At 57.2% G+C, this 21,672-nt stretch carries 15 protein-coding genes; 2 read left to right on the top strand and 13 right to left on the bottom strand.

Annotated features, from left to right (window positions below):
* Positions 1–45 precede the first annotated feature (45 nt).
* Positions 46–1,059, top strand: coding sequence for a M4 family metallopeptidase (locus OK409_RS00515; RefSeq protein WP_010257519.1), 1,014 nt, complete (start codon positions 46–48; stop codon positions 1,057–1,059).
* A complete protein-coding gene (locus OK409_RS00510) occupies positions 1,056–1,388 on the top strand; it encodes a protealysin inhibitor emfourin (protein WP_010671321.1) in 333 nt (110 codons plus the stop codon). The genes OK409_RS00515 and OK409_RS00510 overlap by 4 nt, the downstream gene beginning before the upstream one ends.
* A 46-nt stretch (positions 1,389–1,434) precedes the next feature.
* On the opposite strand, the gene OK409_RS00505 is transcribed toward OK409_RS00510, so the two are convergent.
* From OK409_RS00505 to OK409_RS00445, 13 genes are all read right to left on the bottom strand, one after another.
* Positions 1,435–3,876: a glucose/quinate/shikimate family membrane-bound PQQ-dependent dehydrogenase gene (locus OK409_RS00505; RefSeq protein ID WP_157352757.1), complete on the bottom strand. Its 2,442-nt coding sequence runs from the start codon at positions 3,874–3,876 to the stop codon at positions 1,435–1,437.
* Positions 3,877–4,188: 312 nt separating this feature from the next.
* Complete coding sequence (locus tag OK409_RS00500; RefSeq protein ID WP_010257531.1) at positions 4,189–4,410, bottom strand: zinc ribbon domain-containing protein; 222 nt, start codon at positions 4,408–4,410, stop codon at positions 4,189–4,191.
* 62 nt (positions 4,411–4,472) lie between these two features.
* Positions 4,473–5,963, bottom strand: coding sequence for a ribosome biogenesis GTPase Der (gene der / locus OK409_RS00495; protein ID WP_010257536.1), 1,491 nt, complete (start codon positions 5,961–5,963; stop codon positions 4,473–4,475).
* Positions 5,964–6,137: 174 nt separating this feature from the next.
* The gene (gene bamB, locus OK409_RS00490) at positions 6,138–7,319 is read right to left on the bottom strand and encodes an outer membrane protein assembly factor BamB (protein ID WP_010257539.1); all 1,182 of its coding nucleotides are present in this window, start codon (positions 7,317–7,319) and stop codon (positions 6,138–6,140) included.
* A 19-nt stretch (positions 7,320–7,338) separates the two neighbouring features.
* A complete protein-coding gene (locus OK409_RS00485; protein ID WP_010257542.1) occupies positions 7,339–7,956 on the bottom strand; it encodes a YfgM family protein in 618 nt (205 codons plus the stop codon).
* 39 nt (positions 7,957–7,995) lie between these two features.
* Positions 7,996–9,270, bottom strand: a complete 1,275-nt coding sequence (gene hisS, locus OK409_RS00480) for a histidine--tRNA ligase (protein WP_010257545.1) — start codon at positions 9,268–9,270, stop codon at positions 7,996–7,998.
* Between the two features lie 105 nt (positions 9,271–9,375).
* Positions 9,376–10,497, bottom strand: coding sequence for a flavodoxin-dependent (E)-4-hydroxy-3-methylbut-2-enyl-diphosphate synthase (gene ispG / locus OK409_RS00475; RefSeq protein WP_003848692.1), 1,122 nt, complete (start codon positions 10,495–10,497; stop codon positions 9,376–9,378).
* Between the two features lie 37 nt (positions 10,498–10,534).
* Entirely contained in the window at positions 10,535–11,554 is a 1,020-nt protein-coding gene (rodZ, locus tag OK409_RS00470) for a cytoskeleton protein RodZ (RefSeq protein WP_264366639.1), read from the bottom strand.
* Positions 11,544–12,278: a type IV pilus biogenesis/stability protein PilW gene (gene pilW, locus OK409_RS00465; RefSeq protein ID WP_031292207.1), complete on the bottom strand. Its 735-nt coding sequence runs from the start codon at positions 12,276–12,278 to the stop codon at positions 11,544–11,546. Before pilW ends, rodZ begins: the two co-directional genes overlap by 11 nt.
* Before the next feature lie 80 nt (positions 12,279–12,358).
* Positions 12,359–13,528: a bifunctional tRNA (adenosine(37)-C2)-methyltransferase TrmG/ribosomal RNA large subunit methyltransferase RlmN gene (locus OK409_RS00460; RefSeq protein WP_010257560.1), complete on the bottom strand. Its 1,170-nt coding sequence runs from the start codon at positions 13,526–13,528 to the stop codon at positions 12,359–12,361.
* Between the two features lie 187 nt (positions 13,529–13,715).
* Positions 13,716–14,147 carry a nucleoside-diphosphate kinase gene (gene ndk / locus OK409_RS00455; RefSeq protein ID WP_003848684.1) on the bottom strand — a complete coding sequence of 144 codons (432 nt, stop codon included), beginning with the start codon at positions 14,145–14,147 and terminating at the stop codon, positions 13,716–13,718.
* A gap of 175 nt (positions 14,148–14,322) precedes the next feature.
* Complete coding sequence (gene pbpC, locus OK409_RS00450) at positions 14,323–16,662, bottom strand: peptidoglycan glycosyltransferase PbpC (protein ID WP_264366638.1); 2,340 nt, start codon at positions 16,660–16,662, stop codon at positions 14,323–14,325.
* Entirely contained in the window at positions 16,663–21,558 is a 4,896-nt protein-coding gene (locus OK409_RS00445) for an alpha-2-macroglobulin family protein (protein ID WP_264366637.1), read from the bottom strand.
* Positions 21,559–21,672: the final 114 nt, after the last annotated feature.

Here is a 21,672-nt window from a genome sequence, read left to right as displayed (position 1 = left end):
GGGTCTATACTTTCTGGCACATTCCCTGTCGCCAAGGAGTTTCAGATGGCTTATTGCGTTATTCCTCCCTATATCCTTCGCAAAATCATCGCGCACGGTTCCGGCCACCAGCAGGAGCAGGCGCGTCGCACCCTGACACATGTCCAGCACCTGATGGCGGAACACTGGCAAAAGCAACCGGTGGCAAAAACCGCGGCAGGCGGCCACGTGGATCGTGAAATTTATGATGCGCAAAGTCAGCAGACCTTGCCAGGTAAGCTGATTCGTCAGGAGGGCCAGCCCGGCAATGACGACGTGGCGGCTGAGGAAGCCTGGAACTATCTTGGCGTAACCTATGACTTCTTCTGGCAGGCTTATCAGCGTAACTCGCTGGATAATCAGGGGCTGAAATTGCTCGGTACCGTGCACTACGGTGACAAATACCAGAACGCCTTCTGGAACGGTCAGCAAATGGTATTTGGTGATGGTGACGGCGAAATCTTTAATCGCTTCACCATTGCGATTGACGTTGTGGCGCATGAACTGGCGCATGGCGTGACGGAAAATGAAGCCGGCTTGATCTACTTCGAGCAGGCTGGTGCACTGAACGAGTCACTGTCAGATGTGTTTGGCTCGCTGGTAAAACAGTTCAGTAAAAAACAGCGCGCCGATGAGGCGGACTGGATTATCGGCGAAGGCCTGCTGGCAAGCGGCATCAATGGGCGTGGTCTGCGCTCAATGTCTGAACCTGGTTCCGCCTATGATGACCCGATGCTGGGCAAAGATCCGCAACCGGCGCACATGGATCACTACGTGAAGACACGCGAAGATAATGGCGGGGTTCATATCAATTCCGGTATTCCTAACCGGGCTTTTTATCTGGCAGCAACAGCGCTGGGTGGTTATGCGTGGGAACAGGCGGGATATGCCTGGTACGACACGGTGTGTGACGACGAACTGCCACAGGATGCTGACTTTAAGACCTTTGCCCGCTTCACCGTTCAGCATGGTAAAAAACGGTTCAACGAATCGGTCGGCAGTGCCATTGAACAGGCGTGGAAGGAGGTTGGCGTGCTATGAGTGACCTGCCCGAACTCACTGATGACGCCACCATCATCGTCGCGCGTGAAGGCGGCATGGCCTTTATTCCGGGGCTACGCGCCGAACGACGCTTTATGCTGGGCGATCTGCCGCCGCCAGAAAGAGAGCGCGTCTGCCATGCGCTGCAGCAGGCGATGCCGCTGGGCGAACCGGAGGAGAAAGCCGCGCAGGTGGGCAGTGGCGACCAGCGCTATTTTCGCATCCAGATTCAGTATGCAACCCACCGCGAGGTTGGGACGATAGTGCTGTTGATTCCGGAACAGGTGGCGCCGCCTGAGTTGCAGGCGCTGTGGCGCGACGGCAAATAAGCAAAAAAAAAGGGCCGACAATGTCGGCCCTTTTCATTAAGTGTTGTTACTTGCTGTCTGGCAGTGCGTAAGCAATCACATAATCACCACGGTCCGGTGACTGACGTGCGCCACCTGCCGAGATCAGGATGTACTGCTTACCATCTTTCGGTGAGACGTAGCTCATCGGGCCACCCTGACTGCCCACCGGCAGACGTGCTTTCCACACCTCTTTACCGGTCGAAGAATCAAAGGCGCGCAGATAGTAATCCTGCGTACCCGCGATGAACACCAGGCCGCCCTGCGTGGCCAGCGTACCGCCCAGCGTTGGCATGCCAACCGGCATTTTCACGCGCATCTTGATACCGAATGGTCCGGTATCCTGCACCGTGCCGACCGGCACCTGCCAGACGATTTTCTGCGTTTTCATGTCAATCGCCGACAGCGTACCAAATGGCGGTTTCTGACATGGGATACCCAGCGGTGACATAAAGCGATTTTTATTCACAGCATATGGCGTGCCTTTCAGCGGAACGGCACCCATACCGGTGTTGATCGCTTCGCCGCCGTTGCTGCCACGCGCAATATTGCTGGTATCAGCCGGGATCATCTGAACCCACAGACCCAGACGCATATCATTGACGAACAACAGGTGGTTGTTCGGATCGACCGACATGCTGCCCCAGTTCATACCGCCCAGCGAACCCGGGAAGCTCAGAGACTTGTCGGTGTCCGGCACGGTGAACAGGCCATCATAGCGCATGGATTTGAAGCCAATGCGGCAGGCCAGCTGATCAAACGGCGTGGCACCCCACATGTCAGACTCTTTCAGCGTCTGGTTGCCAATCTGCGGCATCCCGGTCGAGTGTGGCTGCGTTTTAGTGTACTGCTCGTTCGGGATATGACCCTGCGGCATCGGCAGTTCTTCGACTTTGGTCAGCGGCTTGCCGGTCATACGGTCAAGTACGAAGATCATGCCGGTTTTGCCGCCAATCACTACCGCTGGTGTGGTAGTGCCATCTTTTTGCGGGAAGTCGATCAGGCTTGGCTGCATCGGCAAGTCAAAGTCCCACAGATCGTTATGCACGGTCTGATAAACCCACTTCTCTTTACCGGTCGTGGCATCCAGCGCCAGAACCGATGCGCCATATTTGTGATCCAGTTCAGTACGGTTCGCACCCCAGAGGTCAACCGACGAACTGCCCATTGGAATGAACACGGTGTTCATTGCCGGGTCGTAAGACATTGGCGCCCATGAGTTCGGCGTACTGCGGGTATAATCTTTACCCGGCATCAATATCGCATTCGGGTCAACATTGCCTGGGTCAAACGCCCAGCGCATCTGGCCGGTGATAACGTCAAAGCCACGCAATACGCCACCCGGCATATCCGTCTGCACGTTATCCGCTACGCGACCGCCGACCACCACAGTGGTGCCAGCCAGGGTTGGCGCTGAGGTCAGCTGATATTGCGGATCCGGTGCCTTGCCCATGCCCGCTTTGAGATCAACGATGCCGTGATCGCCAAAGTTTTCACAGAACTCACCGTTGTCAGCATTGATCGCAATAAGACGCGCGTCGATGGTGTTCATCAGAATACGACGCTGACAGCTGTCACCGGCTGGCAACACTGCGGCAGTCACAGGTGAAGACCCCGGCTTATCTGGCTGCTGCAGCGGTTTCGTGGCGTCAAAGTAAGCCAGACCACGGCAGCGCGGCCAGACTTCCGCTTTGGCATTGATTTCACGTTTCCAGATCTGCTTACCGCTGTTGGCTTCAACGGCGATGACGTTGTTGTGCGGTGTGCAGAGATAAAGGGTATTGCCAATCTGCAACGGTGTCTGCTGATCTTCTGCGCCGTTGCCGGTCGGGCTGACAGGGGTATCGCCGGTGCGGAAGGTCCAGGCCACCTGCAGATCTTTCACGTTGTCGCGGGTGATTTGATCCAGCGCCACAAAGCGGCTGCCCTGCGGGGTATTACCGTAGTTATCCCAGTCTTTCTGCTGTTTCGCTTTATCTACCGGGATCAGCGGCAGCTCTTCGCCCGTGCCTGCAACGGTAGGATGTGGCTGGAACATCTGCACCAGCGTAACAACCATACCTGCCGCCAGCAGCGCAGAGAACACATAAGAGGGTTTTGCCAGTGAGTGCTTACCTTCATGCTTACGCAGTGAAGGCCAGATCAGGAAGGCAAGCAGCATCAGTCCGGCAGGCACCATCAGGCGTGATACCAGCGGCCAGAACTCCAGGCCCGCGTCGAACAGCGACCAGATCAGGGTGCCGACAAAGACCAGCAGGAACAGAACCACTGCCGAGGATTTACGACGGAAGAACTGAATTGCGGAGAGTACAGTGACGATACCCGCAATTAAAAAGTACCCGCTGCCACCAAGTGCAACCAGTTTGCCGCCGCCAATTGCAAAAAACAGACCGGTGGCAAGTAGCACCAGTCCGAGCAGCACGGATGCTATTCCCAGCCCCTTTCCGGAGCGGGAGGATGTTTCAGCCATAATACTTACTCTCCTGAATAAACAGAGCACCCGGACAGATGCCATCCGGACGCCGGCGCGTTAAGACAGTCCGCGCCAGGCATCGCTCGGTTTCAAATCGAATATAAACAGACCCGCGTCCGTGAGATCGAGGGGCCGGAAGAACACGGATGTGGCTTGCCCCTCCCACGACGCGGCAGGATTGTACCACCTGGTACATTACAGAGTGAACATCCACAACTCATTTGTTACGGCGCAATAGCATTTTTGCTACAAAATGAGCCAGTCGTCGCTCTGAATTCTCAGACGTTTTAAGCGTAGCTGAAAGCGGCGTCAGTGACCTGGCGGCTGGAAAAGGACGCGCTTGCGGGAGATAAGGCCATGTCCGTTCCGGCAAAAATAGTCCACCGCGCCGCAGGCTTTGAGCACTTCAAGCGGCTGATGACACGCCGGACAGCAGGGTTGTGCGGGGTAATGCGTACCGCAGGTATTACAGATAAATTCACCGTCACTGAGCGACAGCGGTTGCTGACATTTTTCGCAAATAATAGTCACTATTTTCTCCCTGCTCCGGTTTATTCAGGGTAAAAAAAAGAGGGCCAGATGGCCCTCTATTCTTAACGCTTGTTCTTTTTCATATGCGCCAGCAGACGCTTACGTTTACGCTGCTGCGTTGGTGTCAGCAGGTTACGTTTGCCTTCATAAGGGTTATCACCCTCTTTGAACTGAATACGAATTGGCGTTCCCATCACGTTGAGTGATTTACGGAAATAGTTCATCAGGTAGCGTTTGTAAGAATCGGGCAGATCCTTAACCTGATTACCGTGGATTACCACGATAGGCGGGTTATAGCCCCCCGCGTGCGCGTATTTGAGCTTAACGCGACGACTGCGTACCAGCGGTGGCTGGTGATCGTCTGCCGCCATGTTCATGATACGGGTCAGCAGCGAGGTGTTTACACGCTTCGTCGAACAGTCATAGGCTTCAGTGATCGACTCAAACAGATTGCCGACGCCGCTGCCGTGCAGCGCAGAGATAAAGTGGATGCGGGCGAAGTCGATAAAGCCCAGACGGTAGTCCAGTGTCTCTTTCACTTCATCACGCACTTCCTGCGACAGGCCATCCCATTTGTTGACCACAATCACCAGCGAACGACCACTGTTGAGAATGAAGCCAAGCAGCGACAGATCCTGATCGGAAATACCGGCATGGGCATCAATCACCAGCATCACCACGTTGGCATCTTCAATCGCCTGCAGCGTCTTGATCACCGAGAATTTCTCTACAGTGTCAGAGATTTTGGCACGCTTACGCACGCCCGCCGTGTCGATCAGAACGTATTCACGTCCATCACGCTCCATCGGAATATAGATGCTGTCGCGGGTGGTGCCCGGCATATCGTAGACCACCACGCGGTCTTCACCGAGAATACGGTTGGTAAGCGTTGACTTACCTACGTTAGGACGGCCAACAATCGCCAGTTTGATCGGCAGGCCCGTCGGGTCGAAGTTTTCTTCTTCCTCGGCGGCTTCCTGCTCAGCAATCTCGTCAGCTTCAAGCGCAGCCCAGTATGCCTGGTTCTCTTCTTCTTCCGTGAGCTCGACCGTCTCAACTTTGTCCATCCATGGCAGCAGTGCCTCTTCTATCAGGCTGCTCACACCACGACCATGCGATGCCGCAATGGCGTGGATCTCGCCCAGGCCCAGTGAATAGAAGTCCACAACCGCCTGATCAGGATCCATCCCGTCAGTTTTGTTGGCCACCAGGAAAGTCGCTTTCTGGCGGGAACGGAGATGCTTAGCGATTTGCTGATCGGCGGCCATCATGCCCGCACGCGCATCGACCATAAACAGCACGACATCCGCTTCTTCAATCGCCAGCAGTGACTGCTCGGCCATCCGCGTTTCAACACCCTCTTCGGTGCCGTCGATACCACCGGTATCAATAACAATAAATTCGCGCCCTTCCACTTCGGCGCGACCATATTTGCGATCGCGAGTCAGTCCAGGAAAATCCGCTACCAGCGCATCACGTGTGCGGGTTAAGCGGTTAAATAGCGTAGATTTTCCCACATTGGGACGCCCAACCAGCGCGACCACAGGTACCATAACAAAATGCCTCAATAAATAATTAATCGCCCGAATGGCGTGATTATAACGGCTCTGGCCGTCAAGTTCAGGCTTAAGGCACAAAGAATACCATGCCTGACTAAAAACGAAACGGCCCCTGATTAAATCAGGAGCCGTCGGAACGGAGGATTTCACCTGCCAGACGTGTACCCGTTAACGGGTAATCGCATAAACCTCACCATCTTTCGACTGGATCAGCAGCTTATCGCTGGCGACCACCGGCTCGGTCTGGAAGCCTGAGCTATCCAGTTCCTGCTGCGCAACAAAACGACCATCCGTGGTGTTCAGCCAGTGCAGATAACCTTCGCTGTCGCCGACAACCAGATAGCCGTTGTAGAGCACCGGCGAAGTCAGGTTGCGATGCAGCAGATCGCTTTGACGCCAGATGGCGACACCGCCGTCAGCGTTAAGCGCAATCACACGATCGTCCTGATCGACCAGATAGATGCGGCCGGCATCCACAATCAGATCTTTCACACCGCCAATTTCGCGTTTCCACAAAATCTGGCCGGAACGCAGATCCAGTGCTGTCAGATTACCGTTATACGCCAGCGCGTAAACCACGCCATTGACGATAACCGGAGTGGTATCGACATCGTTCAGACGATCGATCTCAGTGGCACCGCTGACCTGAGAAATACGCTGCTGCCAGACCAGTTGTCCCTGGTTCAGCACCACGGCACTGACACGACCATTGTCGCCACCGACAATCGCGCCACCAAAAGCGACAGCCGGAGCAGATTCACCGCGCAGAGACAACGCTGGCATATCCAGGTTGACGCTCCACTTTACGGCACCGCTGCTCTGATCCAGGCCCTGCAACATGCCGTTGCTGGTATGAACCAGCACCAGACCATCGCTGACTACCGGACGTGACAGTGCTTCACCGGCGACTTTCGTCTGCCACGCCAGGCTACCATCACTGCTGTTGAGGGCATAAACCTGGCCGCGCTCGCTGCCCACATAGACCCGATCGCCATCAGCCGTCAGGCCACCTGATAACATGGCTGAGCGATTTTTAGAGAAGAAGCCGGTTTTCTCAGAGAGATCGACTTTCCATTTTTCTTTACCGTCTGCGGCATCGAGCGCTTTGACAATACCAAAGCGGTCGGCAGCATAAACCGTATTATCCTGCCAGGCAGGATGCAGATTTGAGTAGAAATCACCGACACCATCGCCTACCGAGGTGCTCCACACTTTCTGTGGCGTGAACTGATTTTCCACCTTCGGCAACGGGGCCATTTTTACTACATCTTCTTCGCCGCTAAACAGCGAACAACCGCTGAGCAAAGTGACTGAAATCAGTCCCGGCAGCAGGTATTTACGTAATTCCATGCGCTCTCTCTTGACTGGCTTAGCTTAAGTTATTCATCTTCATCTGCATCATTTGCTTCAATGCCGGAGAGGCGTCAGATTCAACCCCTTTACTCCAGGCATCGCGCGCGCCCTGCTTGTCGCCTTTGGTCAGCAGCGCTTCGCCGCGAATATCGGCCACAATGGCTGTCCAGCCATCACCCTTCACACCGTCAAGGGTTTTAAGCGCCGCATCCGCTTGATTCTGTTGCAGTTGAATGCGTGCCAGGCGCAGGTTAATCACCGCCTGCAGATTGGCATCTTTGGTATCTTTCAGTCCGTTTTGCAGCAGCGTCGCGGCTTTATCAAGCTGACCGGCGTCAACATACTGCTTCGCCAGATCCATCGCAGCCAGCGCACCGTAGGTGTTGCTGTTTTCACTGGCAAAACGGTTTACCGCTTCCAGCGTCTCCGGTTTGCCCGCCTGCATGGCGCTGGTGAGCTGCTGATACTGCGCTGATACTGTCTTCGCCGTATCGTCCTGATGACTGCTCCAGTAACGCCAGCCGCCCAGCGCAGCAATGCCGATCACTACGCCAATAGCTAACGCTTTGCCATTGTTGGCAAAAAAGTTGCGCAGCGCGTCGGTCTGCTCGTTCTCATTGCTATACACTTCCACGCAATCCCTCTCCTTTCTATGGTTGGTGCTGTGTCACGCTTACTGTAACAGCGAGCGCAAGACAGCAGCAGCCTCTGCCTGATCCAGCGTTTGCTGCTCGCCACGGCGCAGATCTTTAATCACGACCTGACCGGCTTTGACCTCGTCCTCGCCTAACACCAGTGCGACGCGAGCGCCCCACTTGTCAGCACGGGCAAACTGTTTCTTGAAGTTGCCGCCGCCAAAGTTGGTCATCAGCCTCAGTTCTGGCGCTTCATCACGCAATTTCTCAGCCAGCTGCATCGCAGCAGACTGCACGCCCTGACCTGAAGCGATAACATAGACATCCACATTGCTCGTCGGTTCAAATTCAGGATTAACCGCCTGAACCAGCAGCACCAGACGCTCCATGCCCATGGCAAAGCCAACGGCAGGTGTTGCGCGGCCACCGAGCTGCTCAACCAGGCCATCATAGCGACCGCCACCACATACCGTGCCCTGTGAACCCAGGCTATCGGTGACCCACTCAATCACGGTGCGATTGTAATAATCAAGACCGCGTACCAGACGCTGATTGACGGTGTAGCTGATCCCGGCGTCATCCAGCAGGGCACACAGGCCGCTGAAATGTTCACGTGATTCGTCATCAAGATAGTCGCCAAGCTGTGGCGCATCATTCAGTAACTGCTGAATATCGGGATTTTTAGTGTCGAGAACGCGCATCGGATTGGTGTACATGCGGCGTTTACAATCCTCATCCAGCACCTCTTTATGCTGTTCAAGGAAGGCGACCAGCGCGTCGCGGTAATGCGCGCGTGCTTCCAGCGAACCGATAGAGTTGAGTTCCAGACGAACGTGCTCAGAGATACCCAGGGCTTTCCACCAGCGGGCGTTCAGCATGATCAGTTCAGCATCGATGTCCGGTCCCTGCAGACCAAACACTTCCACGCCAATCTGGTAGAACTGACGATAGCGGCCTTTCTGCGGACGCTCATAGCGGAACATCGGGCCCATATACCACAGGCGCTGCTCCTGGTTGTAGAGTAAACCGTGTTCAATACCGGCTCGCACGCAACCTGCAGTGCCTTCCGGACGCAGCGTCAGGCTTTCACCGTTGCGGTCTTCGAAGGTATACATCTCTTTTTCAACCACGTCGGTGACTTCACCGATGGCGCGTTTAAACAGTGGGGTTTGCTCCACCAGCGGTAAGCGAATTTCGCTGTAACCGTAGCTCGCCAGCGTCTGCTTGAGAACGCCTTCAATCCGTTGCCAGAGGGCGGTATCCGCAGGCAGGTAGTCGTTCATCCCGCGAATCGCCTGAATATTCTTCGCCACGTTAGAATCTCTTAATGCAAAAAAACCTGTCCGGCATCATACCTTATGAGGATGAAACCGCACAGGTTCAGTCAAAAAAGTCACGCACGCAAACCGCGTACGCCATTATTTTTCCAGATGCTGCACATCAATACGGCGACTGGCATCCAGCATCGACGCTTTAGCACGAATGCGCGCTTCCAGCTGATCGATCATGTCATTGTTGTCGAGACGATCGCGCTGACGCACACCATCCTCGTAGAAACCACTCTTCTTGCTGCCGCCGGTCACGCCCAGCGTAGAGAGGGTCGCCTCGCCAGGTCCGTTGACCACGCAGCCGATAATGGAGACATCCATCGGGGTGATGAGGTCTTCCAGACGCTGCTCCAGCGCGTTGACCGTGCCGATAACATCGAACTCCTGACGTGAGCAGGTCGGACAAGCGATGAAGTTGATGCCACGAGAACGGATACGCAGTGACTTGAGGATATCGAAACCGACTTTGACTTCTTCTACCGGATCGGCGGCCAGCGAGATACGCAGCGTATCGCCGATCCCTTCTGACAGCAGCAGACCCAGTCCAATCGCCGATTTCACTGCGCCAGCCCGCGCGCCGCCCGCTTCGGTGATACCGAGATGCAGTGGCTGTTCAATCTGTTTCGCCAGCAGACGATAAGATTCAACCGCGAGGAAAACGTCAGAGGCTTTAACGCTGACTTTGAATTGATCGAAGTTAAGACGGTCGAGATGATCGACATGGCGCATGGCAGATTCCAGCAACGCCTGCGGCGTCGGCTCGCCATACTTTTCCTGCAGATCTTTCTCCAGCGAACCGGCGTTCACGCCGATTCGAATCGGAATATTGTTGTCGCGCGCGCAGTCGACCACCATACGGATGCGCTCATTGTTCCCGATGTTACCGGGATTGATGCGCAGGCAGTCGACGCCATACTCGGCGACTTTCAGGGCGATGCGGTAGTCAAAATGAATATCTGCAACCAGCGGGACGTTTACCTGCTGTTTGATCAGCCTGAATGCTTCTGCGGCATCCATGGTAGGCACCGAGATACGAACGATGTCGACACCGACTCGCTCAAGGGCTTTGATCTGATTTACCGTCGCCTCCACGTCAGTGGTGCGGGTGTTGGTCATCGACTGGACAGCGATGGGTGCGCCGTCACCGACCGGCACCTTGCCGACGTAAATGCGTTTGGATTTACGACGGATAATGGGTGCTTCGTTATGCATATTTCTTCTCCACAATTGCCCGGTACGCGATACGCTGTTATTGCGCACCCAACGTCAGGCGAGCAACCTGGTTATTACGGATAAAACGACTTAAATCAACGGTCTGATTCTGATATTGCACCTGAACAGCGGAAGGCGCGCCAATTTTCAGACGATACGGAGGCGTTCCTGCGAGGCTGAGTTTACCACCACTGCGCTGAATGCCGCTGAACAGTTTTTTGCCGGTGGCATCGCTCACTTCCAGCCAGCAGTCGGCGTTAAAAGTCATCACCACCGCATTAGGGTCAGCAGCCGGTTCACTGACCGCCGCTGCACCTACTGGCATCTGAGGTGCCGTGCTGGTATTGGTATTCGTGTTCGCGGCCGCAGGTGCAGCCGCTGAGTTGTCCACGGGCGCCTGGCTCGGCGAAACCACGGCATTGCTGGTGGTATCCGGCTGTGCGGTGGTCGCGCTATTGCTGCCAGTGGCGGCCGGAGCCGCACTCGCTGGCGCACTGGCTGCGCTGTTGTCACTGGTGGTATTGCTTTCGTCAGGCGCGGCAGGTGCCGCGCTGTCACCACTGGATTCACCCAGCGGAATCGACTGGCCGCTATCACCGCTGCTGCTGTTCTGATCGGTCATCGGCACCAGATCATCCTGCGACTCTTTATGATTCTGCCACCACCAGGCACCGGTCAGCCCCACCACCACAAACACCACCAGCCAGGTGAAAATCATCAACCAGCCGTCGCGTTTCTTGCGGCGTTTGCCCAGCGAGAAACTTTGCATCGGCTCGATCTTTGAAGCCCGAATCGGTGTCTGTTTCGCCATCATCGGCAGCAGTTCCTCTTCAGGAATGTGCACCAGACGCGCGTAGGAGCGAATGTATCCGCGCAGGAACGTGGAGGCCAGATCGGCAGGCGATTTGTCTTCCTCGATATCACGCACGGTAGAAAGTTTCAGGCACAGGCGTTCAGCGACGTTCTGCTGCGTCAGCCCCATCTGCTCACGGGCCAGACGCAGGCGTTCACCTGTTGAATGTAATGCAGAGTTTTCTTGAGTGGCTTCAGTATTCATTAGCTAAATAACGCTGGTACTGTATCGATTGCGGAAAACGTCGCGCTAACTGGTCGCCATAACGTGAAACGTCAGCGGCATCTCCCTGTAGCGCGGCGAAACGTAAGTGTAACGCCAGACTTCGTGCCGTTGCGGGCAGCTGTTGCTGGTAAATATCAAGCAAAACCTGCACCTTCGCCAGATGGTTATCTGCCAACTGCTTTTCAGCTTCCGACAGCAGCGAATCAGCTTTGCGTCTGTCAGCCTCAATGGCCTGGCGTAGTGTCCTGCGGGCAGCGGCAATATCGCCAGCCTGCAGATAACAAAACCCTGCCAGTTCAAGCGCGTCATTGCGTGCATCAAACTGCGGTGCTGCGCTTGCCCGACTAAACTGTTGATGCGCTTCGCCATACTGCCTTAAAGCGCAGAGAAACGCACCGTAATTGTTAGCAACAAAACCATTATCCGGGGCCTGCTGCTGTGCCAGTATAAACCGTGCCTGCGCCGCTGTCTGATTACCCTGCTTCTGCGCCAGTCGAGCCAGCGCAAGCGAGACCCGGTAATCCTCTGGCGCGGCGGCCTGTGCCCGCAGAAAGTTTCGCTCAGCTGCGGCATAGTCGCCACCCGCCAGATAGTGCATCCCTAACTGCAGACGCACCTCTTCTGCTCCGGGTTCGTGATGCTGGCTGACACACCCGCTTACAACAAACAGCGCCAGTAAAACTGCAGGTAATCCGTTACGCATAATCGTTTCCATCCGCTTGACGTTGACAGGCTGCAGCCTGCCACGCGTCATCACTTCAGGAAACGCTCTGAGTCACTCTTCTAGAGAGCCTTCACAGAGATGGCTTCACCCGCCATTTTTTTACGCATCGTACGCTTGGTACGGTCGATCACCTCACCGGCTAACTGACCACAGGCGGCATCGATATCGTCGCCACGGGTTTTACGCACGATGGTCGTAAAACCATAGTCCATCAGGACTTTGGAGAAACGATCGATGCGGCTGTTGGAGCTACGGCCATAAGGCGCGCCCGGGAAGGGGTTCCAGGGGATCAGGTTGATTTTACACGGTGTTTCTTTCAGTAATGCGGCGAGTTCATGCGCATCATCTGTGCTGTCATTGACGTGATCCAGCAACACATACTCAATGGTCACGCGTCCCTGATTGGCGTTGGATTTGCCAATGTAGCGTTTCACCGCCGCCAGGAAGGTTTCGATATTGTACTTTTTGTTGATCGGGACAATATCATCACGCAGCTTATCGTTAGGCGCGTGCAGGGAAATCGCCAGCGCGACGTCGATCATATCGCCCAGTTTATCCAGCGCAGGCACCACACCCGAAGTGGAGAGGGTCACGCGACGCTTCGACAGACCAAAACCGAAGTCATCCAGCATGATCTCCATCGCCGGGACCACGTTATTGAGGTTGAGCAGCGGCTCGCCCATGCCCATCATCACCACGTTGGTGATAGGACGCTGGCCGGTGATTTTCGCTGCGCCGACAATTTTTGCCGCGCGCCACACCTGACCAATAATTTCTGACACCCGCAGGTTACGGTTAAAGCCCTGCTGTGCGGTCGAACAGAATTTACACTCCAGCGCACAACCCACCTGTGAAGAGACACAGAGCGTGGCGCGGTCCCCTTCCGGGATATAGACCGTTTCCACCAGCTGGTCGCCCACGCGAATGGCCCATTTGATGGTGCCGTCGGTAGAGCGCATCTCTTCTGCCACTTCTGGCGCACGGATCTCCGTCAGCTCCATCAGCCGGTTACGCAGCTTTTTGTTGATGTCGGTCATCTGCTCGAAGTCATCGCAGCAGTAGTGATAAATCCACTTCATGACCTGATCGGCGCGGAAAGGCTTTTCGCCCAGCGACAGGAAGAATTCGCGCATCTGCTGACGGTTGAGATCCAGCAGGTTTATTTTCTGGCTTTTGGGGGAGACGACAATAGGGGATGCTGACGCGGACGTCACAATCTGTTCGGACATAATATTCTCTGGCCTCGTTGTTACACGTTATGGCGCTGTTCAGGGATAGGTGAAAAAAATTGCGCCTTCATTAAGCTGAGTCAATGAAGGCGCAATATTGTACAACATCTGCAGCCTGATAACAGGCGGGAGTGACCTCCCCTACGCAGATTTTTGTAAAGCCGACGTAACGTTTATCGCCAGGCGATTAACGGGTACGTGGGCAGATTTCGTTTTCGCCAAAGAAATAAGCGATTTCGCGGGCAGCGGATTCAGCAGAATCTGAACCGTGCGTGGCGTTTTCGGTGAAGCTGTCAGCGTAGTCAGCACGCAGTGTGCCAGCCAGTGCGTTTGCCGGGTTAGTGGCACCCATCAGGTCACGGTGACGCTGAACGGCATTTTCACCTTCCAGCACGGAAACAACAACCGGGCCAGAGGTCATGAATTCAACCAGACCATCGAAGAATGGCTTGCCCTGGTGCTCAGCGTAAAAACCTTCAGCCTGCTCTTTGCTCAGCTGCAGCATTTTTGCGCCAACGATTTTGAAGCCAGCGCTTTCAAAACGGTTGTAGATAGCACCAATCACATTTTTAGCGACGGCGTTTGGCTTGATGATAGAAAAAGTACGTTCGATTGCCATGATGACCTCTGTCTTGACGTTCTGAAGAAACCGGTGGCGTCCGCCCCGGTTAAGAAACGGCGCCGATTATAGGGGCTGAGTCCGGCATTGCCTATCAGAGATCCCTAATTTGATGAAAAATCTTGATCTGAGTCGAAGCAGACGCGCCATAGTTATGATTTAGCGCAAAAAATCGTCAGCCCCGGCTGAAGGTGACCGAGACAAGTTGCCCCTCTTCATCCATCACCACCAGCTGATACTCGCCCGGATGATCGAGCTGCAGCGACAGGCTGTCTGCGGCGTTCTGCGTCATCAGAGGCTCACCATTCAGGAACCACCAGCGCTGCGCGCCCTGCCCTCCCTGCACCGCGACCGGCATTGTCAGCGCGCTCCTGCCCGGCAGCGGTCTGACAATTTGCCCCTCAATCACGCCGGTAACGATCAGCGGAGCGCTGCTGCCCTGCTGTAACGGCGGACACCGGGCATCGACAGGGGGCAGGCGTTGCGCCCGCCGCTCCTGAGGCGGCAGCCAGGCTTCCAGCGGCAGCGGCCAGACCAGCCGTTCATGGCGGGTGGCGTCGGGGCAGTCTGCTGCGACGCGCAGTCCCTGCGCATTCTGCCAGTAGCCCAGGCGTAATCCGCTGAGGCTCTCCTGACCGGGAGCCAGCAATGTAGGCGGCAGCGTGTCGGCGGCAACCCAGCTTTGCCGCCGCTGGCGACAGTTTTCGTCTCCGGCGGGCAACGGCTGACCGCCAGGCCAGCAAATGGTCGCCACCGTCACCGAGGCCGGCCGCGGATCGCCCGGAACGTCACGTCTGCCAAGGCGACTCATCAGCAGGCTGTTGATCTGATTCATGACGGGCACGGCAGAGGCAAAACCAAACTGCCCGGCAACCGGCGTCGCATCCGGTCTTCCGACCCAGACGCCAATCAGATAACGGGGATTGATCCCCACCGACCAGGCGTCGCGGTAGCCATAACTGGTGCCGGTTTTCCAGGCCAGTGGCACCACATCGGGTACGCTGCCATTGCCCGCGGGCTGCGCTTCCCCGGCCAGGATACGCCGGATGATCCACGCCGACTCAGGCGAAAGCAGCGGCCGCTGCTGTAAGGGTTGATCGGGCATCCAGCGCAGCTGGCCGGCGTTGCCGTGGCGGGCAAAGGCGCTGTAGGCTGCCACGATCTCATCCATGCGCGCTCCGGTGCCGCCGAGAATCAGCGAAAGATTAGGTTCAGCGCCGGGGGGAAAACGTAAGTTGAGACCGACATTGCGCAGGCGCGCTGCTACGTTTTTCGGTCCCAGCGCCTCCAGAAGCTGCACCGCAGGCAGATTCAGCGACCGCACCAGTGCGTCACTGGCGCTGACCGGCCCGTGAAATCCGGTATCGAAGTTGCCTGGCCGGTAATCACCAAAGCGACGCGGCACATCCTGCAGCAGTGATTCAGCATGAATCAGCCCCTCATCCAGCGCCATGCCGTAAATAAAGGGTTTTAACACCGAGCCTGGCGAACGCACGCTGGCGATCATATCTACATGGCCAAAACGGCTGTCATCGGTAAAGTCAGCCGAGCCGACGTAGCCGCGAACCGCCATGGTGGTGTGATCCACCACCAGCATCGCCAGCGAGGTGCGTGGTGGAAGCTGATTTTTAACATTCAGCGCCAGGCTTTCCAGTTCGCGCTGCAGTGAGGGGTCAAGTGTAGAGACAATCTTATCGCTGTGGCTGATCGACAGCAGCCGCCGGGCCAGCAGCGGCGCCATCTGTGGCATCTGGCGCGGCGGCAGCCACACCGGCTCCTGGCGGATTTCCGCCACCTGTTCAGCGGACCAGATGCGGTATTCCGCCAGCCGATCCAGCACTTTGTTGCGTGCGGCTTCTGCCCGCTCCGGCCAGCGATCGGGTCGCAGACGGCTGGGTGCCTGCGGCAAAACGGCCAGCAGCGCCGCCTCGCCCGGCGTCAGCTGTGACGGGGCTTTTCCCAGCCAGCTCCAGCTGGCCGCGCCCACCCCTTCCAGCGTGCCGCCAAAGGGCGCACGGTTAAGATAGAGCGTCAGGATGTCACGTTTGGAAAGATGCCACTCCAGCTGCAGCGCCCGCCACGCCTGAATCAGCTTGCCGCGCAGCGTCCGGGGTTGCGGGTCGATAAGGCGTGCCACCTGCATGGTCAGCGTGCTGCCTCCGGAAATCACGCTCTGATGGCGCAGATCCTGCCAGGCGGCACGCAGCAGAGCCAGGGGATTGATGCCGGGATGATACCAGAACCAGCGATCTTCGTAGGTCAGCAGCGCCTGCAGATAGGCCGGAGCCACCTCCTCTGGCGTGACCGGATAGCGCCAGATCCCCTTGCTGTCTGCAAAGCGCCACAATGGTGTACCGTCGCTGGCAACAATCACCCGCGCAGGTTGCACCTGTTTAAGCGGCAATGGGAAAAGCCGATCCAGCCCCCATGTCGCCAGCCACAGCGCCAGAAAAAAAAGCGGCAGCGCGAGCCACCACTTTTTGATGCTGCTGACGTTTACCACGCGTCGCGTCACTTACTGAATATGCAGCTGCGACGGCGTGCTGCCGGTGGCGCGCCACTCCGGCACATACATCGACTCGACCTGCGGTGGTGGCATCAGATAGCGACCCGGTGTGACCGCCCGCGCCAGGTAGACCAGCGTCGCGGGACGATAAGTATCCACCGCCAGTGCCGCCACAAAGCGATCGTCACGGAACTCAATGTGTCTGATGTCTGCCTGCTGCATGTCACCCATGCTCTCCTTCAGCGCATCCGCACTGTCGCCGAGGCTGGCGCTGCTGTCAGCCAGGTTCTGGTTTTCCAGCTCCAGACCGGCAGGCAGCAGATCCACCACCAGCGCATCGGTGATGCTGCGCTTCGACGAAACGGTCAGACGCACCACCAGCAACTCGCCGCTGCGCAGATTGCTGAGATCGGCGGCTTTGCCATCCAGCGTAAAGTATTCACGTTTTATCCCGAGCACATTGCTCTCCGGCTGTGGCGCGGCCAGCGGATAACCGGTGACATCCAGACGACCATACAGCGGCGCACTGCCCGGATTACTGATGGCTAAGCCCTGCAACAGTCGTTCAGCCCCCAGCCCTTTATTCAGTGGCGCATCACCCTGCAGAGGCTGTGCATTGCCCGACAGTTGCGCCTGCCAGCTTCCGCCCTGCGCACGCTGCAGCGTATGCGCCGCTAAATAGAGCGCGTTATTCTCCTGAGTCGAGAACCAGCGCTTGCCGTTGACCTCTTTTGACAGCGACAGCAGCAGACTATTCTGTAGATCGGGCTGCAGCTTATTCTCTGCTAACAGGGATATCATCATCCCCTCATCGCGCACCGTGCTGCCATAGTCGCCATACCACTCTTTATCTGAGCGCGTCAGACTGGCACCCTGCATGATCGCAAGCGATGCGCGCTGCCCGTCACCCATCAGCTTCAGCGCCACGCCAAGCTGCATCAGCGCCAGACCGGAGCGGGCCTTCTCACGCTTTTCATACAATGCGCGCAGCGCCCCCAGCGGCGCACGCTGCTGACGCGCCAGCACCAGTCCGGCGTAAGCCTGCACGCTGAACTGCAGCGCGGCGTTGTTATCACTGCCGCCGCCGCTGATCTGCGCGGGATCCTGCAGATAGCGCAGCAGCCGTGCGTTAGCGCGGTCAACTACATTATCCGGCAGCGCATAGCCCGCCTCGCTGGCGCGAAGCAGGAAATCGGTCACGTAAGGCGTCAGCCAGAACTCCTCCTCACTCTGCTTGTCCCACAGCCCGAAGCTACCGTTGGCCCGCTGCATGCCCGCCAGACGGGCAATGCCGGTGTCGACGGCGGCCCGGCGCGCCTCATCACTGCTGGTTTTTATCCCCATCGCGGTCAGCTCGGCATGGCTGGTGTAGAGCGACGGCCAGAGGCCGCTGGTGGTCTGTTCCAGACAGCCGTAGGGATAGGCGTAAAGCGCACTGATATAGCTGGCGATATTGAGCGGCGGACGATTGCTCAGCGTCAGCTGTCCACTCAGGGTCTGAGCATCCAGGCCGGTAAACGCGGCTGCCGCGACCTGCCAGGGCTGATCGGAATTGATGACGGCATCGAAATTCAGCGTCCGGGCCGGATAAGGTGGTCTGACGCCGATTTTCCACTGCTGTTTGCTGGGCTTCACCTGCTCGCCCGGCAGGTTCAGACCGGAAATCTGCACGGCAACCTCGCCATCACCAAAGCCGGTTTTCGCCATGACCGGAATCTGAAGTGTGGTACGCGCGCCTTTGGCCAGCGTCACACTCTGGCTGGCAGCCCCGGCCAGATCCACTAAGCCACTGCTGCTCAGATCCACCTTCAGGGTTTGCGGCAGATCGGTCAGGTTAGTGAGATCCAGCGCCAGTGAGGCTGTATCGCCGCTGGCAAGGAAGCGCGGGGTGGCCAGTTCGCTGATCAGCGGCGCCGCGACCACCAGTTTGCGCTCTGCCGCGCCGAAGCTGTCGTCGCTCCAGGCCTGAGTCATCAGCCGCAGTTCGCCGTTAAAGGCCGGGATCGGCAGCGTAATCGATCCGTTGCCCTCTTTATCCAGTGTGACTGCCTGTAACTGCTGCGCCACGATATTGACGTGCGTCACCGGCTTTTTGCCGCCGCGCGTCATCGATTCATCCTCGCCATCACCACCAAAACGCAGCGCCGCGAGCCGGCCACCGCCTTCGATCAGCTGGCCAAAGACGTCGTACTGATCGACGTTGTAGCGTTTACGGCCAAAGAAAGCCTGCCACGGATCGGGCGTTTTAAAATCCGTCACGCTCAGAACGCCGCTGTCCACCGCTGACAGCAGTACATTCACTTTTTCAGGCAGCGGGCCGCCATCACGACTGGCGTGGACTTTTACCGTCAGGCGTTGCTCAGGACGGATTTTATCGGGCGCATCCAGCGTCAGATTTAAGCGGCGCGCCTCCGTCGCCATCGGCAGATGCAACAGCCCCACCGCGCGTTTTGGCGTTGCGCCACTGACCTTATCGCCGTCACGCACCACGATGGCGCTGAAGTAGAGATCGTGACGCTGCCAGCTCTCAGCAACAGGGACATCCACCGTTGTGCCGCCCTTTGGTACGGTCAGTGGCTGCCACCAGAGCGTGCCGCTGCTCGACTCCACCATCAGGTAACCTTTACCGGCCGCCGGTGACTCAACCTGCAGATGCACGGTATCGCCCGGCTGGTAAGCCGCTTTATCCAGCTTCAGTCTGACCTGATCCGGGCGCAATGCACCCGTGCCGTTGGTGTTATCCTGCCAGTCATAACCCGCCTGGAACCGGACGCTGCTGACGATCTTCTCGCCCGCCTGCACTTCCAGCCGGTAGTGGCCCCACTCGACCGGGAAGCTGACTTTGGTGCTGCCATCAGCCGGGACAGAGATGGCGCGTTCATCTTCCTGCAGATCCTTGTCGCTATACTGCGACTGCCAGCCTTCGCTGTCAGAGAAGCTCCAGTAGTAATCATGGCGTTCACGGATCAGGCGAACATCCAGCTTCTCTGCCGCCAGTTTTTTGCCCTGACTGTTGGCATAGACAATGTCGAATTCGGCCAGGCTCTGTTCCGGCACGGTCGGCTCATCGTGATAGCTGTCACTGCGGTAGTCATAAACCGCCTTGTTACCAAACAGCGGCCGGATACCCGGCAGCGCTTCAGCGGGCCAGATGGCCTGGGTGGCACGACGGGTGACCGGACGTCCGCCGGTTTCCAGCAGGCTGGCCTGCAGGATCAGATTGAGCGGAGAGTGGAGCTGATCCCACTGATTTTCTACCGTGAGTTGTGCTTTACCGCTGGCATCGAGCTTGAGATCCACCTCATCCAGCGTCCGCTTTAACCCCTCTTCGGTGATGTCACCAAACTGGTAGCCTGGCAGTGCAGTCACCGCCTCGCGTGCCGGTCGCAGATAGAGTTGACCCTGTAGCGTGTTACCTGCTGCCGGGGCGCCATAGAGATAGCGCCCCTCAATACCGAACTCAACACTGGCATCAGCGGCCTGTGGCTGAGGGTCATTTTTCAGGGTTAACGCCATACGCTCCGGCAGAAAATCTTCGACGTGAAACTTCCACTCTCGCTTGAGGTTATCGCCGGTATTCAGTCGCAACATCCAGTCGCCGGTCATGGCCGATGCGGACAGCGCCAGTCGCTGCTGGTAGAATCCCGCTTCAGGCTGCCAGACAAAAGTCCGCATCACCTGGCCATCGGGCTGCACCAGCTCCGCTTTGATCGGCTGCGCGGGCAAGGGGTGTCCGTCGGCATCGCGAAGCAGCGCATTCACGATGACCGTTTCGCCAGGACGATAGATATCGCGCGGACCAAAAACAAACAGCTGTTTGTCATAGCCCTGCGGCCCCGCGACCGGGAATTCAGCGAGATCCAGCGCCGGACGCGCCAGGTCGATCATTGAGGTCTGTTCTCCCTGAATTGCCAGCAGGAGCTTGCCTTTTTCATCCGCCTTGAGGCTCAGATGACCGGTACTGTCACTGGTTCCGCTTTGCAGCACCTGCCCCTTCTCATCCAGTAACCTGACGCTGACCCCGGAAAGCGGCTGACCGTCTGCCAGACTCTGGGCGAACAGTTCAAACCGGGTCGGGAAGCGATGCAGTGACAGGCCAATATCGCTGAGGGTGAAAAGCGTGGCGGGCTGGCTGTAGCGATAAGTACCGGCCTGCTTCATCACCGCCAGATAGACGCCCGGCTGCTGAAGTGCGGTAATGTCACGCATCGGCAGCTGCAATTTTTCACGCGTGTTACGCGCCGGGTTGAGCTCAAAGCGTCCGCTATAGACCAGCTGGCTGCTTTTCAGCAGCTCCTGCGACTGCCAGCTTGAGAGGTTGTTGCCGTAATTCCACTGCGAGAGAAATTCCGCCAGGCCGGCATTCTTTATCCGGAAGAAATCGACATCGACCTGGTCAACATTCAGCGCCAGCACCGGCAGTCCCTGCGTGATACGCAGCGGCAGCAGTGAACCGCGAATGGCAAAGCCCACCATCGGCTGGATATCACGGGTGGCGATTTTCTGACTGTAATCGGCGGCAAGCGTCTCTCCGCTGGCCGCGCGCAGTCCCGCATCCACCGTGACGGTGAAGTGACGTGACGGCTCGGGATGGCGGAAGCGCAACGTTTTGCGGTTAGCGGAAAGCTCCCAGCCGCCATCCACCCGGCCCTGTTTATCGTCGGTCAGCCTGACTTTTTGCGCGATATCCTGTTTATCATCAAGCGGCTGACTGAAGGTTAAGACCAGCGCAGCGGCATTATCGATCTGCAGTTCCGAGAGATCGATAATCGTCAGCGGTTTGCTGACCTGGGAGGTTGCGGGTGCTTCTGCCGCCTGGAGAGGCAAAACAGGTAACAGGGTCGCTGACAGCAGCGAACCACCGATCAGCATGCTGAGCAGCAGCCGGGTATTGCGTTTCTTCATGGTAGTTCCTTCACCGGGACGCAGGGAGTGTCGTTTGATTACGCAGCGCAATTTCATATCAATGCTCGCATTTAATCAACGCTTCTCTTGAGATGGTGCGCACATTCCCTGACA

The organism is Pantoea sp. RG18 (genome assembly GCF_025910075.1).
GTDB lineage: Bacteria > Pseudomonadota > Gammaproteobacteria > Enterobacterales > Enterobacteriaceae > Pantoea > Pantoea agglomerans.
This window is presented reverse-complemented; position numbering and strand designations above follow the sequence as displayed.

Excerpts from the sequence above, each read along its gene's own strand:
- OK409_RS00460 (WP_010257560.1), bottom strand. The coding sequence starts at position 13,528 with ATGTCCGAACAGATTGTGACGTCCGCGTCAGCATCCCCTATTGTCGTC.
- OK409_RS00445 (WP_264366637.1), bottom strand. The coding sequence starts at position 21,558 with ATGAAGAAACGCAATACCCGGCTGCTGCTCAGCATGCTGATCGGTGGT.
- bamB (WP_010257539.1), bottom strand. The coding sequence starts at position 7,319 with ATGGAATTACGTAAATACCTGCTGCCGGGACTGATTTCAGTCACTTTG.
- ispG (WP_003848692.1), bottom strand. The coding sequence starts at position 10,497 with ATGCATAACGAAGCACCCATTATCCGTCGTAAATCCAAACGCATTTAC.
- ndk (WP_003848684.1), bottom strand. The coding sequence starts at position 14,147 with ATGGCAATCGAACGTACTTTTTCTATCATCAAGCCAAACGCCGTCGCT.
- OK409_RS00515 (WP_010257519.1), top strand. The coding sequence starts at position 46 with ATGGCTTATTGCGTTATTCCTCCCTATATCCTTCGCAAAATCATCGCG.
- der (WP_010257536.1), bottom strand. The coding sequence starts at position 5,963 with ATGGTACCTGTGGTCGCGCTGGTTGGGCGTCCCAATGTGGGAAAATCT.
- pilW (WP_031292207.1), bottom strand. The coding sequence starts at position 12,278 with ATGCGTAACGGATTACCTGCAGTTTTACTGGCGCTGTTTGTTGTAAGC.
- OK409_RS00510 (WP_010671321.1), top strand. The coding sequence starts at position 1,056 with ATGAGTGACCTGCCCGAACTCACTGATGACGCCACCATCATCGTCGCG.
- rodZ (WP_264366639.1), bottom strand. The coding sequence starts at position 11,554 with ATGAATACTGAAGCCACTCAAGAAAACTCTGCATTACATTCAACAGGT.
- OK409_RS00505 (WP_157352757.1), bottom strand. The coding sequence starts at position 3,876 with ATGGCTGAAACATCCTCCCGCTCCGGAAAGGGGCTGGGAATAGCATCC.